The 17,901-nt window shown below is 34.8% G+C and carries 16 protein-coding genes and 1 other annotated feature; of the genes, 13 read left to right on the forward strand and 3 right to left on the reverse strand.

Annotated elements, in window-relative coordinates:
• Positions 1-54 precede the first annotated feature (54 nt).
• Positions 55-810, forward strand: coding sequence for a YjbA family protein (locus GMB29_RS04875; RefSeq protein ID WP_136355201.1), 756 nt, complete (start codon positions 55-57; stop codon positions 808-810).
• Between the two features lie 159 nt (positions 811-969).
• Here the strand turns inward: GMB29_RS04875 and trpS are convergent, their stop codons facing one another.
• The gene (gene trpS / locus GMB29_RS04880; RefSeq protein WP_136355199.1) at positions 970-1,959 is read right to left on the reverse strand and encodes a tryptophan--tRNA ligase; all 990 of its coding nucleotides are present in this window, start codon (positions 1,957-1,959) and stop codon (positions 970-972) included.
• Positions 1,960-2,025: 66 nt separating this feature from the next.
• Positions 2,026-2,233, reverse strand: a binding site (T-box leader).
• Between the two features lie 109 nt (positions 2,234-2,342).
• Positions 2,343-2,702: a DUF3899 domain-containing protein gene (locus tag GMB29_RS04885; protein ID WP_168733879.1), complete on the reverse strand. Its 360-nt coding sequence runs from the start codon at positions 2,700-2,702 to the stop codon at positions 2,343-2,345.
• Positions 2,703-3,084: 382 nt separating this feature from the next.
• Here GMB29_RS04885 and GMB29_RS04890 point away from each other — a divergent pair, with 382 nt between their 5' ends.
• The 7 genes from GMB29_RS04890 (at position 3,085) to spxA (ending at position 10,363) form a co-directional block, all read left to right on the forward strand.
• Entirely contained in the window at positions 3,085-4,782 is a 1,698-nt protein-coding gene (locus GMB29_RS04890; protein WP_136355196.1) for a peptide ABC transporter substrate-binding protein, read from the forward strand.
• 223 nt (positions 4,783-5,005) lie between these two features.
• A complete protein-coding gene (gene opp3b, locus GMB29_RS04895) occupies positions 5,006-5,935 on the forward strand; it encodes an oligopeptide ABC transporter permease (RefSeq protein WP_136355193.1) in 930 nt (309 codons plus the stop codon).
• A complete protein-coding gene (gene opp3C / locus GMB29_RS04900; protein ID WP_136355192.1) occupies positions 5,935-6,957 on the forward strand; it encodes an oligopeptide ABC transporter permease in 1,023 nt (340 codons plus the stop codon). The genes opp3b and opp3C overlap by 1 nt, the downstream gene beginning before the upstream one ends.
• Before the next feature lie 20 nt (positions 6,958-6,977).
• Complete coding sequence (locus GMB29_RS04905; protein ID WP_136355190.1) at positions 6,978-8,021, forward strand: ABC transporter ATP-binding protein; 1,044 nt, start codon at positions 6,978-6,980, stop codon at positions 8,019-8,021.
• A 1-nt stretch (position 8,022) separates the two neighbouring features.
• On the forward strand, positions 8,023-8,961 hold the full coding sequence (locus GMB29_RS04910; protein WP_136355188.1) for an ABC transporter ATP-binding protein: 939 nt from the start codon (positions 8,023-8,025) through the stop codon (positions 8,959-8,961).
• Between the two features lie 149 nt (positions 8,962-9,110).
• Positions 9,111-9,689: a GNAT family N-acetyltransferase gene (locus GMB29_RS04915; protein ID WP_136355186.1), complete on the forward strand. Its 579-nt coding sequence runs from the start codon at positions 9,111-9,113 to the stop codon at positions 9,687-9,689.
• A 278-nt stretch (positions 9,690-9,967) separates the two neighbouring features.
• Positions 9,968-10,363 (forward strand): transcriptional regulator SpxA, encoded by a 396-nt coding sequence (spxA, locus tag GMB29_RS04920; RefSeq protein ID WP_136355184.1) that lies wholly within the window; start codon positions 9,968-9,970, stop codon positions 10,361-10,363.
• A gap of 106 nt (positions 10,364-10,469) precedes the next feature.
• Here the strand turns inward: spxA and GMB29_RS04925 are convergent, their stop codons facing one another.
• Positions 10,470-11,150, reverse strand: coding sequence for a TerC family protein (locus GMB29_RS04925; RefSeq protein WP_136355182.1), 681 nt, complete (start codon positions 11,148-11,150; stop codon positions 10,470-10,472).
• A gap of 338 nt (positions 11,151-11,488) precedes the next feature.
• Here GMB29_RS04925 and mecA point away from each other — a divergent pair, with 338 nt between their 5' ends.
• The 5 genes from mecA to pepF all read left to right on the forward strand — a co-directional run bounded on the left by mecA (position 11,489) and on the right by pepF (position 17,444).
• A complete protein-coding gene (gene mecA, locus GMB29_RS04930; RefSeq protein ID WP_136355181.1) occupies positions 11,489-12,160 on the forward strand; it encodes an adaptor protein MecA in 672 nt (223 codons plus the stop codon).
• Between the two features lie 180 nt (positions 12,161-12,340).
• A complete protein-coding gene (cls, locus tag GMB29_RS04935; RefSeq protein WP_136355179.1) occupies positions 12,341-13,852 on the forward strand; it encodes a cardiolipin synthase in 1,512 nt (503 codons plus the stop codon).
• Positions 13,853-14,042: 190 nt separating this feature from the next.
• Positions 14,043-15,230, forward strand: coding sequence for a competence protein CoiA (locus GMB29_RS04940; protein WP_136355177.1), 1,188 nt, complete (start codon positions 14,043-14,045; stop codon positions 15,228-15,230).
• A 73-nt stretch (positions 15,231-15,303) separates the two neighbouring features.
• Entirely contained in the window at positions 15,304-15,480 is a 177-nt protein-coding gene (locus tag GMB29_RS04945; protein WP_155443834.1) for a hypothetical protein, read from the forward strand.
• 137 nt (positions 15,481-15,617) lie between these two features.
• On the forward strand, positions 15,618-17,444 hold the full coding sequence (gene pepF, locus GMB29_RS04950) for an oligoendopeptidase F (RefSeq protein WP_136355175.1): 1,827 nt from the start codon (positions 15,618-15,620) through the stop codon (positions 17,442-17,444).
• Positions 17,445-17,901: the final 457 nt, after the last annotated feature.

Consider the following 17,901-nt stretch of genomic DNA (forward strand, 5'->3'; position numbering starts at 1 on the left):
TCTAATTTTTGCCTATACTGTTTGACAAATGGTACTGAAGTGAGGGGTAAAAAAATGTTATTTCTTCATGATGTTTGGGTAAATTGGTTTGAAGGTGAAGAGAACGGGTACAATGTCTGTCATTTTCACGAATGGAGAAAAGATGATAGTGTTGAACTCCTTGATCAGGTCCCCCTTTTAAAGGTTAATTCCTTACTTTTTGACTACATAGAAAATAACTTATCGGAGTTACCGCCTGGTCTATTAAAAGATATTTTTCAAAAGGCTTATATAAGAAAGAACCATGAAAGAATTCAACTAGACTACTGCTTTGTTGTGACAGATGGAATTGGAATTCTTGCAGTCGATACAATCGGCTATACCATTCCGATCCGCAAAAGCCGGATTATTCCACGGCAGGAACAGCTTGTTTTTGAAATGGTGAAAGATGTTGAGGCTGAAGAATATTCTACGGAATTTATCAAGAAGGATCTAGATGATAAGGAATATCATATTTTATCATTATCACCAGAGCATATGCGCGGCTTAACAAGGAAAGAAAGACAGTTAAAACAGCTATTGTTCATGGCGCTTGATCAATTGCAAGCAACGAAAAATGCTGCAGAAGTAAAATACTGGTATACTGAGTGGAATCCAACGATGTATGGAGACATTCAGGAAAGAGAATTTGATGAAGTGTGGCAAAAATTGTATAAAGAAACATTACATGGCTGGTCACCAAAGCATATCCAATTATGTGAACATTTAATAAAGGGACAACCTTTCTTTGAAAAGCTTTGGGATATGGAACACGAATCAAAAGTAAATTAGTTTTTACTAGTAAAAAAAGAAACGATGTGAAGGGAAAGACAAAACTTTTCACATCGTTTTTTTTTGTTTTTGTATGGAAATAAATAAAGCCCCTATCTTTAGAAAGACAAGGGCAAAAAACAAAATTATATAGTAGAAAAATAAAATTTTTCTCTTAGATTATTTTCTTTTACGGCCAAGTCCCATTGCATTTTCCATTTTCTTAACCATTTTACTTGCAACAGCATTTGCTTTCTCAGCACCATGATCTAAAATTTCATCAAGTTTATCAGATTCCATTAACTCATAGTACTTTTCTTGAACTGGTGTTAATGCATTGACTACAACATCTGCAACATCTTGTTTAAAATCACCATAACCTTTGCCTTCATATCTTGCTTCAATTTGTTCAATCGGTTCATTATTTAAAATCGAGTAGATCGACAGAAGATTTGAAACACCTGGCTTATTTTCTTTATCAAATTTTACAATGCCATCTGAATCTGTTACAGCACTTTTAATTTTTTTCTCGATTTGTTTTGGTTCATCCAATAATGTAATAAACGCTTTTTGGTTTGCGTCTGATTTACTCATTTTCTTTGTAGGATCTGCAAGTGACATAATACGTGCCCCTACTTTTGGAATCCGTACTTCAGGAATTGTGAAGATGTCATTGTACTTTTTATTGAAACGCTCCGCTAAATCACGAGTTAACTCTAAATGCTGTTTTTGATCTTCGCCAACAGGGACAAGATCAGTACTATAGAGAAGAATATCTGCTGCCATTAATGGCGGGTATGTTAGTAACCCTGCTGATACGGCCTCTTTTCCTTGAGATTTATCCTTAAATTGTGTCATTCTCTCAAGCTCTCCGATATATGAAACACATTGCAGCATCCATCCTGCTTGGGCATGTGCAGGTACCTCAGATTGAATAAAAAGTGTAGCTTTTTCTGGATCTAACCCTACGGCAAGATATAAAGCAGCAAGGCTTCTAATATTTTTTCTGAGAGCAAGACGATCTTGTGCAACGGTAATCGCATGTTGATCAACAATACAGAAATAACAGTTGTAATCTTCCTGAAGTTCAACAAATTGCTTCATAGCTCCAATATAATTACCTAATGTAACCGAACCAGTCGGTTGAATACCTGAAAAAATTGTTTTCATTGAAAATCCTCCTAAATTCGTTGTGTAAATATTTAAATAAACGCAAAAAAGCCCACTCATCCCTTTGATAGGGACGATGGACCGCGGTGCCACCCTATTTATTTCTATAGTAGTAGAAATCACTTCATTCTTTAACGCAAGAAAACGTCTGCACGTACTAAATTCTGAACAGAAGCTCAAAAGTCCATTCCATATCGTTCAATACCTGTTCACAGCAGCCACAGGCTCTCTTTAATTGAATCATATATGTACTATTCTTCATCATCGCTAAACTATTTAATTTTCATAAGCCATCTTCACATGATGTGAGATTAAGAATTTTAGCATTTCTTTATATTATAAGAAACGATGTTGTTTTTTGCAAACGGTTTTCATTATATAAACTATATATAGTAAGTAACCAGAGCGATCATCATGATTATCGCCATTAGGATTCCATTTATCAACATGGGGAGGTGATTGAAATTCAACATTTCGGAGACGGGTGTCATGTCATTTACCTCTTGTTTCGATAACTCTTTTCCTTTTGCTACAAACATTCGACGGAAACCATATGTAATGCCGTCGAAAAAGCCTCCCTTAACTGTAATCGTTAATAGTGAAAGGAACAGAAAGGCTCCGGCAATGAAAAATGAGATATTAATAAATGACAGCAAAGTTAATTTATGGTAAATCCAAAAAGAAAGTAATATTGTCGTACTTAAAGAAACAATAAATAATGTGAGAATTTTTATATAGGGCAACACAATCACTCTTTTCTATTTTTCTTATGTTTTGATTATAACAAATGAAAGGAGGGGCTAGAAACCGTGAGAAAGTTATATTAGAAAACAGATTTTTAGTAATTAATTCGATTAAAAGTTATTTTAATAAGAATAATTAAAAATTGTAAAGTGATTTGTCAGATTTTGTTCCCTTTTTTAAGTCAATGCGGTAAAGTGTTTGAGCGAGAATGGGGAAAAATCAACCTAAAATAATAGGAAAAAAGAACTATTTTTTAAGTGAGAAATATTAATATTATTGCATTCGTGTAAATTTTATTAAAAAAATAAATGCACAATTATTTGAATACTTGTATAATAAAGTTGTTAGTACAACTTATATACATAGAAGGGGGTCAAATGTATGAAAAAGTCAAAATATTTTCTACTTTTAGCTTTATCACTCATACTTAGCATGTTTTTAGCTGCATGTAATTATGGCGGCGGTGATTCAGCTGGTGACGAGAAAGAAAATGGTGCTGATGAGGGGAAAGCAGCAGCACAAGAAATAAAAGCATTGGAATCAGCATTAATTCCAGCGATGGATAGTGTTATGGCTCAAGATACTGTAAGTTTTTCTACTTTAAATAACGTAAATGAAGGTTTATATCGTCTTGATCCAAATCAAGAAGTTGTACCTGGTATGGCTGATGGCGAACCAGAAGTAAGTGAAGATGGAACAGTATATACATTTAAATTAAGAGATGCGAAATGGTCAAATGGAGATCCTGTAACCGCTAACGATTTCGTATATGCATGGCAACGTGCAATTGATCCAAAAAATGCATCACCATATGGTCCATATATGATGGATGGAAAAATCAAAGGTGCTGCTGAAATTTCTGCTGCTGGTGCAGAGAAAAAAGAAGTTGATCTTAACACTTTAGGCGTTAAAGCAATTGATGAGAAAACTCTTGAAGTTACTTTGGAAAGACCAATTCCATACTTCTTATCATTAATGGCGTTCCCAACATTCTATCCGCAAAACCAAAAATTTGTTGAAGAACAAGGGGCTGACTACGCTAAAACTGCTGAAAACCTAGTATATAACGGTCCATTTGCGTTAAGTGGCTGGGATGGAAGCACAGATTCTTCATGGACATATACAAAAAATAAAGAGTATTGGGATGCAGAAACAGTTAAGTTAGAAAAAGTTCAATGGAATGTGCTACAAGAATCTCAAGCTGCTGCAAATGCGTTTGAAACAGGTGAAGCAGATATCACTCCTAAACTTTCATCTGACATCGTACCTCAATATGAAGGTGATGAAAGATTAGTTAAATGGTTAGAACCAACAATTTTCTGGTTGAAAATGAACCAAAAAGATAATGAAGCTTTACAAAATGTAGATGTACGTAAAGCAATTGCACAAGCAATTAATAAAGAAGATTTCGTTAACAGTGTATTAAACAACGGTTCAATCGTTGCGAACTATGCAGTACCAAACGAATTTGTTAAGAATGATGAAACAGGTAAAGACTTCCGTGAAATTAATGGAAATGAACTATTACCATACAACCTTGACGAAGCGAAAAAAGCTTGGGAAAAAGGTTTAGCTGCAATTGGAACAGATTCAGTTGAACTTAGATATTTAACAGATGATACTGAAACAGCTAAGAAAACAGCTGAATACATTAAAAACCAATTAGAAACAAATCTTACTGGTTTAACAATTAAAGTTGAAAGTGTACCGTTCAGTGTACGTCTAGATCGCGAAAATTCTCAGGATTATGATCTTCAATTAGCTGGTTGGGGTCCTGACTATTTAGATCCTATGACATTCTCTGATCTTTGGTTAACAGGCGGCGGTAATAACAAAATGGATTACTCAAATGCAAAATATGATCAGTTAGTGAAAGATGCACAAACAACACTAGCTCAAAAACCAGTTGAGCGTTATGAAGCTTTAGCAGATGCTGAAAAAATCTTACTTGAAGAAGATGCTGCAATTGCTCCACTATATCAACGTTCATCTAACCTATTAGTTAATGATAAAATTGACAACTTTACTTATCATTTAGTAGGTCCTGAGTATAGCTACAAATGGACTTCTGTAAAATAATGTTGATTTAGTTATTTTTGATAGGGCAACAATGGCTTTCATTGTCCTTTGAAAGTAACACTTTTTAAGGGAAGTATAAGAAAAACGATTTGATGGCTTCTTTTATAAGAAGCCAAGTTTTTCTATTAAAAGAGAGTATATTGTAAAAATATACTCTCTTTCCCTTGAAAGGAAATTGTCGAATATTGAAGAAAATTCAAAATCTTTAGGAGGTGCAAATGAAATGGTTAAATACTTAACTCAACGCGTTATTTATATGATCATTACTCTATTTTTAATTGCCACTTTTACCTTTTTCCTCATGAAAATAATCCCTGGTACACCTTTTACAAATGCTAGTAAATTATCAGAAGCACAGCTTTCTATCATGATAAACAAGTATGGCCTAAACGAGCCAGTTCCAGTTCAATACATGAACTATATCGTAAATTTATTGAAGGGAGATTTAGGGGTATCTTTTCAATTTGATAATGTTGGTGTAACAGAAATCCTAATGAATAGCATTGGTCCTTCAGCAACTCTAGGGTTTCAAGCGATTCTTTTTGGATCGATCTTTGGTATCATTTTAGGAGTGATTTCAGCTCTCCGTCAAAATACATGGGTTGACTACGGTTCTACATTAATAGCAGTCCTTGGAAAATCAATCCCATCCTTTGTATTTGCAGGCCTTTTGCAATATTACATTGGAGTAAAACTAGGGTGGTTCCCCGTTGCCTTCTGGCGCGGGCCGGAATATTCAGTTCTACCTACGATTGCTTTAGCCATGTTTCCATTAGCAACGACTGCCCGTTTCGTACGAACAGAAATGGTAGAGGTTATGGAATCTGACTATATTACCCTTGCAAAAGCTAAAGGTGCAAGCTGGTTTGATATCGCCTTTAAACATGCGCTTCGTAATGCATTAATTCCTGTCATTACCGTTTTAGGTCCGTTGGTAGTTAGTTTAATGACTGGTTCACTTGTTATTGAAAAAATATTCGGTATCCCTGGAATTGGAGAGCAATTTGTTAAATCTATTACTGTTAATGATTATCCTGTCATTATGGGAACAACAATTTTATTTGCCGTTCTATTTGTAGTAGTTATTTTAATCGTTGACCTTCTATATGGAATAATTGATCCGCGGATTCGTTTAGCGGGAGGGAAAAAATAATGACACAAGAAAAATTAACAAAAGACATGATCGAACCCGCACACATAGATTCATCAAAGAGTGAAGAAATTTCTAAACCAAGTTTAAATTTTTGGCAGGATGCATGGTTAGGTTTTAAAAAGAATAAAGCTGCGATTGTTAGTTTAGTCGTATTAGCATTATTAACAATTATGGCTCTTGTTGGTCCTCATTTAAGCGGATATAACTATAGTGACCAAAATTTAAAACATAATAATTTACCGCCAAGAATTCCTGTATTAGAAAATATTAGCTGGCTGCCATTTGACGGTGATTTAGAACGGAAAAATGGTGACGTCTATAATGCCTATGAGCAAAAGAATGTTGATGAATATTATTGGCTTGGTACCGACAGCTTAGGCCGTGACATCTTTACTCGTGTTTGGGTTGGTACACAAGTTTCCTTATATATTGCTGTGTTAGCAGCGGTTATTGATATGGTAATAGGCGTTATTTACGGAGCTGTTTCAGGCTTTTTCGGCGGACGTACAGATAATGTTATGCAACGTATTACAGAAATATTAGTAGGGATACCTAACCTTGTCGTTGTTATTCTTATGATTATCGTGTTAGATCCAGGTATCTTATCAATTACAATCGCCTTAACAATCACGGGCTGGGTCGGTATGGCCAGGGTAGTTCGTGCACAAGTAATGAAATTAAAACAACAAGAGTATGTTTTAGCGTCACGAACACTTGGACTTTCAAACGGTAAAATTATTTGGAAACATCTGCTTCCAAATTTAGCTGGTGTTATTATCATTAATACGATGTTTACAATACCAAATGCCATTTTCTTTGAAGCATTTTTAAGTTTTATTGGTCTCGGTTTACAGCCGCCATTAGCGTCATTAGGAACGTTAATTGACGACGGTTTTAAAGTACTACAGTTATACCCTTATCAAATGATTATTCCTGCAGTCGTTATTAGTGTCATTATGATTTGTTTTAACATGATTGCAGATGGTCTTCGTGACGCCTTAGATCCGAAAATGCGCGACTAGAAAAGGTAGGTGAATAATAAATGGAAAAAATCTTAGAAGTGAAAGACTTGCATATATCATTCCACACGTATTCAGGGGAAGTGCAAGCTATTCGTGGAGTTAATTTTGATTTATTTAAAGGTGAAACACTAGCAATTGTAGGTGAGTCTGGTTCAGGTAAATCAGTCACAACAAAAACAATAATGCGTCTGTTACCTGAATCAAATTCAGAAATTAAGAACGGTGAGATCCTTTTTGATGGTAAGGATTTGGCGAAATTATCCAACAAAGCGATGCAAAAAATTCGTGGAAAAGACATTTCGATGATTTTCCAGGATCCAATGACATCGTTAAATCCAACAATGAAAATTGGAAAACAAATTATTGAGCCAATTGTGAAGCACCAAAATTTAAGTAAAGCAGCTGCAAAGGATCGTGCGATTGATATATTAAGACTTGTAGGCATTCCACAACCTGAAGTCCGTTTTAATCAATACCCGCATCAATTTTCAGGTGGGATGAGACAGAGGGTTGTTATCGCAATTGCTCTTGCATGTAATCCAAAGGTATTAATTGCAGATGAACCGACAACTGCATTAGATGTTACAATCCAGGCGCAAATTCTTGAGCTAATGAAGGAATTACAGAAGAAGATTGATACGTCGATTATTTTTATTACCCATGATTTAGGTGTTGTAGCAAATGTTGCTGATCGTGTTGCAGTTATGTATGGTGGGAAAATTGTTGAAATTGGAACAGTTGATGAAGTTTTCTACAATCCACAACATCCTTATACTTGGGGATTGATTAGCTCAATGCCTAGTCTTGATGCAGAAGATGAAGAATTATATGCCATTCCAGGTACACCGCCAGATCTATTAAATCCGCCAAAAGGCGATGCGTTTGCACCACGTAATGAATATGCAATGAAAATCGATTTAGAACAGCAGCCGCCAATGTTTAAAGTATCTGATACACATTATGCTGCAACATGGTTATTACATCCGGATGCGCCAAAGGTTGAGCCGCCTGCTGCAGTAAAACGACGTCAACGTCAATTCCCTGAAAAAAAGGAGGGAAATTAAAATGGCGAACACTGAAAAATTAGTTGAAATTAAAAATTTAAAACAATATTTTAATGTTGGTAAAGCGAACGAAGTAAAAGCAGTCGATAATATTTCGTTTGATATTTACAAAGGTGAAACCTTAGGTTTAGTAGGTGAATCAGGTTGTGGAAAATCAACAACAGGTCGTACGATTATTCGCTTATATGATGCTACTGACGGTGAAGTCATTTTTAACGGTGAAAATGTCCACGGCAAAAAGTCAAAGGCACAACTAAAGGAATTCAACCGAAAAATGCAAATGATTTTCCAGGATCCTCAAGCTTCATTAAATCCGAGAATGAAGGTCTCCGATATCATTGCTGAAGGAATTGATATTCATGGTCTTGCAAAGTCAAAAAAAGAAAGAATGAACAGAGTCATCGAACTCCTTGAAACGGTTGGTTTAAACAAAGAACATGCAAATCGTTACCCACATGAGTTTAGCGGTGGACAACGCCAACGTATAGGGATTGCACGTGCTCTTGCCGTTAAGCCTGAATTTATCATTGCAGATGAACCAATCTCTGCTCTTGATGTATCAATACAAGCACAAGTTGTAAACTTAATGAAAAACCTACAAAAGGAAAAAGGGCTTACTTATTTATTTATCGCTCATGACCTTTCAATGGTTAAATATATAAGTGATCGAATTGGTGTTATGTATTTCGGAAAGTTAGTTGAACTTGCAGATGCTGATGAGCTTTACAATAATCCGATTCATCCTTATACACAATCATTATTATCTGCGATCCCGCTTCCAGATCCAGATTATGAACGGACTCGTGTAAGAAAAACGTATGATCCAAGCATGCACAATTACACACCAGACGAAGTAGTTGAATTCCGTGAAGTGAAACCAGGTCACTTTGTAATGTGTTCACAAGCAGAATTTGAGAAATATAAACAACAGCATTCATAATGATGGAATAAGATTGCCCCGATTTTAAACGGGGCAATCTTTTTTTTGATTGAAGAAATTTATTTAGGTGAATAGGTGTTTATTCTTAAGAAAGAAGGGAATATATAAACCAGAAGAATATAATGAAGGTTGTAATAAGGAGTAGAATGATGAACTGGTATGAAAAATTAAATCAATATTTTCCAATTGAAGAAATGAAGTCAAAAAAGCATATGGAGATGTTACTTAAAGAAAAGGGTGATATCTATCATAAAGACGAAGGTAAAAACCATGTAATGATGTATGCAGAGCTTAATGATTTTATTTTTATTGATTATATCTTTGTTTCAAAAAATGCCAGGGGTGAAGGTCTTGGCCACAAGCTTTTAGAAAAGCTAAAGAAAAAAGGCAAGCCAATCATTCTGGAAGTTGAACCGATTAATTATGAGGATACAGATACTGAAAAAAGAATAAATTTTTATAAAAGAGAGAACTTTCAACACGCACAATCAATTGGTTATGAACGTCGTTCCCTTGCAACAAATGAAGTGAATAAAATGGAAATACTTTATTGGGCTCCGCATAATGAGTCAGAAGAGATGATCTATGATGCGATGATAAGAACATATAATTTGATTCATACGTTTAAAGATAAAGAGCTTTACGGTGAATCATATGATCCAGCAAGTGAAGTTTTAACTTTTTACGAGGATAGCCCAAGCCAAAATATTTTCGATGAACAAGCGTAATTGAGAATGAAAAAGTAAATTGAGGGAATAGAATGATTATTATCATTCGTACATAAGTCATCATTTGAAATATGTCATATTTTCTAACAATATGATTGATTCAGTACTATTAAGCACTTATGATGAATGTAATGGTTTTGTCACACAATAACTATATGCATACTTACTTTTTTATAGTATAATCAGAATAGGAATTCTTATTTTAAAGTAATTTCAATTTCCATATACGATTTGGATGATATTAACTCATTCTATACTTAGAGGAGTGAAGGATAATAATGGTTACATTATTTACATCACCAAGCTGTACATCTTGCAGAAAAGCTAAATCATGGTTAGAAGAACATGAAATTGAATACACAGAACGAAATATTTTCTCAGAGCATTTGACAATTCAAGAAATTAAAGAAATCTTAAGAATGACTGAGGATGGAACAGATGAAATCATTTCAACTCGTTCAAAGGTTTTCCAAAAGTTAAATGTCAACCTCGAAACAATGCCTTTACAAGATTTATATAATCTTATTCAAGATAATCCAGGTCTTCTTCGCAGACCGATTATTATTGATGAAAAGAGACTTCAGGTTGGTTACAATGAGGATGAAATTCGTCGTTTTCTTCCACGTCGTGTTCGAACTTTCCAGCTACAAGAAGCACAGCGTTTAGTTAACTAAATATTTAGATATAGAGAGGCAAATTTTAATGTAAACATAAATCTAAGCAAAGGCTTAGATTTGTGAGAGTCATTAGAATATGCCTCTTCATGTATTTCCCTCTAACTTAAGTTTTCCGTTGGGAAAATACCTGAACAATTTGTTGATAAAGGATTCCGGCAAAAAGAATGAACGATGTTGTTAAGAATGGTAAACTTTGAGCAATTGTTGGATGTGTCATATAAATTGTTTGAAGTTGATGTTCTTCAATAATCATTTTTCCTGCTGTAAATGCAAGTAATCCGCCACCAACATAAATAAGGAACGGGTATTTGGTTAATAAGACAAGAATAATTTTACTTCCCCATATGATGATAGGAATTGAGATGAATAATCCAATCGCCACAAGGATCATATGCCCCTGTGCAGCACCGGCTACCGCAATAACATTATCAAATCCCATTAATAAATCAGCGATAACGATTGTTTGGATAGCTTTCCATAATGATCCATGGCTTTTTATTTTATTTGTGTCATCTTCTCGACCTGTAATTAAATGAAAAGCTATGTACAGGAGGAAGACGCCGCCAATTAGTTGTAAAAATGGAATTTTTAATAAGTAGACAGCAATTAATGTAATGAGAATTCGAATAACAATTGCAAGCATTGTCCCTAATATAATCGCTTTATTTCGCTGAACAACGGGTAAATTACGACATGCCATAGCAATTACCACTGCATTATCAGCACCCAATACTAGATCAATTCCGATGATTACGAGTAGTGATAAAAAAAATTCTTGTTCCATATTTTATCCCTCTTTCAGCTTATTGACTGCTCGTACAAGTATATGAAATCATTCATAAAATATGATCAAAGAATCATATAGGTAAATTAACTGTTTTTATATATTCAGAGTTTTTTTATTTCCTTTCAACTCTTTTTATCATAAAATAGGAGTACAAGATTCTTTCATAAATGGAAGGTTCTTTTCATAATTGGGTGTGGCTTTTCGCTGATGGAGGTTACACAAACATTTTACCTACGATTAGAAATAGAATTTTTTGGGTAAAGTGTAGTAAAGTACAACTGCCCTTGAGGGGGGTTGTCCCTTCAACATATTATATAGAAGGGAAGGTTTGCGAAATGGAGATAGAGCGCATAAACGAACATACTGTAAAGTTTTATATTTCGTATTTAGATATAGAAGAGCGTGGATTTGATCGTGATGAAATATGGTATAATCGCGAACGCAGTGAAGAACTTTTTTGGGAAATGATGGATGAAGTTCATGAAGAAGAGGAGTTTATGGTTGAAGGGCCACTTTGGATTCAAATTCAGGCACTTGATAAAGGGCTGGAAGTTATTGTAACAAAAGCACAAGTGGCAAAAGATGGACAAAAAATTGAACTCCCATTCTCTGATGATAAACTAAAAGAAATTCCTGTTGATGATAATGTATCAGCGATTTTAGAGCAAAATTTTAATCATACAGGCACTTCAAAAGATGAACTAATTGAAGAGGAAGATCAACAGCTTCAATTTGTTATAAAGTTTGATGATTTGGAAAATTTAATTTCTCTATCTAAATATTCATTATTAACTGGAATGAAAAATCATCTATATTCACTTGATGGTAACTATTATTTATTCATTGAGTTTAATGACGAGGTTTTGGATGAAGAAATAGAAAATACTTTAAGTATCATACTTGAATATGGACAAGAATCACGAGTAACGATTCATCGCCTTGAAGAGTACGGAAAGGTCATTGCGAAAGAGCACGCCTTAAAAGTAATAAAGAAGCATTTTGCTTAATGAGAAAAGCCGATTTCTATAGAAATCGGCTTTCTTTTTACAAAAATAAATGGTGAAATAGGGTAAAACAATTGTTACAGTAACACAATAAGGAATACATTATTTAAAACCAAGAAATAAATAGGTTTTGTTTCAGATAAAAATGGGAAGTTAGAATAAGAAATAAGTAAGGTGAAACCAATGAAAAATACATTTAGATTATTTTTATTTATTGCATTTTTAGCTTCCATTATTTTGCTGACGAAAAACCTCTGGGGAGATTGGATCGTCGGGACAGTAAGTGTTATTTTTACACTGTCTATTATCTCCATATGTATCGTTATTTTTTTAGAAAACAGGCATCCATCACATACAATTACATGGTTAGTTGTACTTGGAGGGTTCCCATTACTAGGTTTCTTTTTCTATTTGTTCTTTGGCAGGAATATTAAGAAAAGACGCTTATTTGCTAAAAAAGCACTAACTGATCAAAAAGCTTTTTTAGAAATTGAAGGCAATCATTCATCTTATCAAGAAAAAATAAATATAATGGGTGATCATCAGCAGTTATTGTTTAAGTTAGCACATCGGTTAGGTCATAGCCCAATCTCATTTGCGACAAAAACAAAAGCATTAACAGATGGAAATGAGACATTTGAACATATCTTTCATGAGATAAAAAATGCAAAGCACCACATCCATCTTGAATATTACATACTGAGACATGATGAGGTTGGACAAAAATTAAAAAATGCATTAATTAAAAAGGCACAAGAAGGAGTAGAAGTTCGCTTTCTTTATGATGCTGTCGGCAGCTGGAAGCTCTCAAAGAGTTATAGCAAGGAATTGAGTAAAGCAGGCATTGATATGATTCCTTTTTTACCAGTACGTATCCCGTTCTTAAATAATAAAATCAACTTTCGCAATCATAGAAAAATAATCGTGATCGATGGTTCTGTTGGATTTGTTGGCGGTTTAAATATTGGGGATGAATATTTGGGGAAAGACAGTTATTTTGGTTATTGGCGTGATACACACCTTTTAATAAAGGGTGAAGCTGTAAGAACATTGCAAATGATTTTCTTGCAGGACTGGTATTACATGACAGATGAAAAACTATTATCACATAAATATTTAACATTTCCATTAGAAAAGCCGGAACAAACTGGCGGTGTTCAAATTATTGCCGGAGGACCCGACAATAAATGGGATGTTATAAAAAATCTATTTTTCTCAATGATTGTTTCAGCAAAAGAGTCAATTTGGATTGCCTCACCCTATTTTGTTCCAGATGAAGATATCCTTTCAGCACTAAAAGTAGCAGCACTTAGCGGCATTGATGTTCGGTTAATCGTACCTTATAAGCCAGATAAAAAAATAGTATACTACGCTTCCCGCTCTTATTTCCCTGAATTGCTTGAAGCAGGTGTAAAAGTATATGAATATGAAAAAGGTTTTTTACACAGTAAAATTATCATTGTTGATTATGAATTAGCTTCGATTGGGACAGCAAATATGGATATGAGAAGCTTCCATTTGAATTTTGAGGTAAATGCGTTTCTTTATCGAACAGGAAGTACTCAAACACTTGTTAATGAGTATTTGAACGATATTGAACAGTCACATGAGATTATTAAAGAGGAATTTGCAAAGCGCCAATTTTATAAAAAGATCTTTGAATCAACAGCACGACTATTATCTCCAATGCTATAATAGAACGAGGCTGGTTATTCCATCATGGTGAATAGCTGGTCTTTTTTTATTTTCCTTTGACAAAAGATAATTTTGCCCATTTGATAAAACAGTGTAATCATGGTACAAATTGGCTATTGTGGTAACAGGTAAAACGCCAGAAATGAATTTGAAAAATAGTAGGTTTAAATAATGGGGGAGTGATGAACGCTTGTTTGTTGCCTATGATAACAATGGGAGTATGATTAATGTTGCAGAAAATAAGTGGTCAAAGGAAAGGTTGAAAAAAATAAGACAACAAGTTAATTTTTACTGTCCTGTTTGTTCAAATCAAGTTGAGTTGAAAATAGGCTCAGTGATTAAGGCTCATTTTGCGCATAAAAAATCAACAAGCTGTTTGTTGAAAAGCGAAGCTGAGAGTGAGTATCACATGAGAGGGAAGCTTGAATTATATGAATGGCTGCAAACTCAATCAAGTATTGACGATGTACAGCTTGAACCATATCTAAGCAGGATAAAGCAACGTCCTGATATTTTGTTTAAAAAGGGGGAGAAACGAAATGTGATTGAATACCAATGTTCTGTGATAGAACCAAGTATACTTCTAAAAAGGTCTTTAAAGTACAAAGAGCAAAATATAATCAATTTTTGGATAGCAGGAGCAAAAACATTAAAAAGAACTGGATCTTATGCTTTTCAGCTTTCTTCCTTTCAATGGCTTTTCGCCCGCAAGACTAAATTGAGTGAACCGCCTGCAATTATTGCTTATAGTCCAGATTTAAAAGCCTTTATCATTTTACATACCATCATCCCTTTTTCTCCTCGGTCTATTATAGGAAATCATCAAACATACCCCACTCATTCAATATCTTTTCATGAATTATTTACTCAATATAATCATAAGGCGAGGATAATGCCAGCATGGATAAATAAAATTAGACGTTTTCGCATGAAGACTATCGGTTATAAATCAAAGGATGCGGCATCTTTCAATCATTTTCTTTACCAAACAAGGCAATTACCGCTTTCTTATTTACCTTCACTAGCCTTTCTTCCACTTAACTCAACCTACTTAATTGAATCACCTGTTTATGTATGGCAAGGGTGGATATTAATATACATAGATCTTCTCCCTATAAAATGCGCGTTTACCTTTCGTGATATCTATCATTATTTCGCTGAAAAAGTTACGGATGGAACGATCTCTATTCGCTCTCTCCCATTTATAGATGTTCATTATTCCTTTGCGATAAAAGATTATTTACTCAATCTTTGTCATTTTTCTTTCTTAAAGCAGACACAGAAAAATGTATTTATAAAAGAAAGGTCAATTACGTGGACAACTAGAGTTGAAGAATTATTGATTAGTGATAATAAAGTTATGAATAAATTTCGATAAACATGTCCTCTTATGAATAGCGAGACATTTTTTGAACAAATTAAAAGGGAGATATTAGCAGAGAGGTGATCATATGTTTAATAAGAAACGTAAAGGCAAATCATTTCTGTTCACCGTTTCAATGTTAGGGGCAGGTGCGGCAGCATACTATTTGACAAAAGAAGCTACTCAGGGTGAAGATAGAAATAACGGGGCACATACATACTCATCTGAAAATCCGCTTGACTTTGATCTCAATGATATCTTGTAGGCTATGACAGAGATTTAGACGTCAGGAGGATAAAGATGAAGCACAAAAGAACAATAGTCCTTATAACAGCATTTATGCTAATAAGTACTATTAACACAAGCTCCGCATTTGCAACTTATCCTAAAGGGGGAAACGCAATGTCTGAACAAACGGCTGTAAAAAAATTACCGACAAGAAGTGAGATTAAACAAGAAGATACCTGGAGATTAGAAGACATCTTCTCATCTGATGAAGCATGGGAGAAAGAATTTACAGAAATTAAGTCTGCATTGCCTAAGTTAGCAGATTATAAAGGCAAACTTGCTGAAAGCGCAGATACGTTATATGAAGCACTCACATATCAAGACAAAGTAATGGAACGCCTTGGTAAACTGTATACATATGCACACATGAAATATGATCAGGACACAACAAATTCAACGTACCAAGCGTTACATGATCGTGCAAGAAATTTATATACACAAGCATCAAGCTTAAGCTCTTATATTGTCCCAGAGCTTCTGTCAGTTGATGAAGCAAAAATAAAACAATTCTTACAAGAAAAAGATGAGCTAAAGCTTTATGAACACTCACTTGATGAAATCAATCGCCAGCGTCCACATGTACTGTCTGCAGAGCAAGAGGAATTATTAGCACAAGCATCAGAAGTGTTAGGTTCTTCAAGTAATACATTTGGTATGCTAAATAATGCTGACCTTACATTCCCGACAATTAAAGACGAGAATGGGGAAGAGGTTGAAATTACTCATGGAAGATATGTTCGTTTCTTGGAAAGCGAAGATCCTAGAGTACGTGAAGAGGCATTTAAAGCTGTTTATAAAACATATGGTGATTTTAAAAACACATTTGCAAGTACATTAAGCGGCACAGTGAAAAAAGATAATTTCAGTGCAAAGGTTCGTAATTATGAATCAGCAAGACAAGCAGCATTAAGCAGTGATAACATACCTGAATCTGTGTATGAAAATTTAATAAGTACCGTACATGACCATCTAGATCTATTACAGCGTTATGTAAAGCTTCGTAAAGAAGTATTAAAGCTTGAAGAAGTGCACATGTATGATTTATACACACCACTTATAAAAGATGTAAAAATGGAAGTAACGTACGATGAGGCAAAGGATTATATTTTAAAAGGACTTCAGCCGCTCGGTGAAGAATACAATTCCATCTTAAAAGAAGGCTTTGAAAATCGATGGGTTGACATCCATGAGAATAAGGGGAAAAGAAGCGGTGCCTATTCATCCGGTGCGTACGGTACGAACCCTTATATCCTTATGAATTGGCAGGATAATGTAAATAACCTCTTTACACTTGCACATGAATTTGGTCATTCTGTACACAGCTACTATACGCGTAAAAATCAACCATATCCTTATGGTAATTATTCTATATTTGTAGCAGAGGTTGCATCAACATGTAATGAAGCACTGCTAAATCATTACTTATTAAATACCATTGAGGATGAAAAGGAACGACTATATTTATTAAATCATTTCTTAGAAGGCTTTAGAGGAACCGTTTTCCGTCAAACAATGTTTGCTGAATTCGAGCATATTATCCATCAAAAAGCCCAAGAGGGTGAACCATTAACACCTGAGTTATTAACGAAAATTTATTACGATCTTAATAAACAATATTTTGGTGAAGATATTGTCGTGGATGAGGAAATTGGATTAGAATGGGCACGAATTCCTCACTTTTACTACAATTACTATGTCTATCAATATGCGACAGGCTACAGTGCTGCGACAGCATTAAGCAACCAAATTCTTGAAGAAGGTCAACCAGCAGTCGACCGTTATCTTGAATTCTTAAAAGCCGGAAGCTCTGATTATCCAATCGAGGTTCTCAAAAAAGCTGGAGTTGACATGACATCTTCAAAACCAATAGAAGAAGCATGCAAAGTATTTGAAGAAAAGCTTAATGAAATGGAAGAGCTTTTAGCAAAAGTGAATAATTAACTTGGAAAAGCGGAAGCAACTTAATCAGCCCGGACAGGCAGAAGACGCGGATAAATTGAAGACGTGTTAGCCTCTATTTATGAGTGGCTTATGACCCCGAGGCAGTTACGAAGGTGACCTCCTGTCGCACTGAAACTGCACTTGCACATCTTGTGCTTCAGGGCCAGTCTGTATCTAGAGATTGAAACTAATCTAAAGAATCAAGTAAAAAGGAATGCGTTTATATAAAACGCATTCCTTTTTTTATTTGGCTCTTTTTGTAAAGATTGTTGTTTTTAAAACGAAAACTATTTAAGGTCGATTGGAGCAGATTACGAGCCTCCTGCGGGTGCAGCGGGACAGGTGAGACCCCGTAGGCGTTTACGCCGAGGAGGCGCTCACCGCCCGCCCCGCGGAAAGCGAGCATCTCTCGCTGCAATCAACCACACCGCATTACTTGGTAAATAGCAACAAAGTA

The organism is Metabacillus sediminilitoris (assembly GCF_009720625.1).
Taxonomy (GTDB): Bacteria; Bacillota; Bacilli; order Bacillales; family Bacillaceae; genus Metabacillus; species Metabacillus sediminilitoris.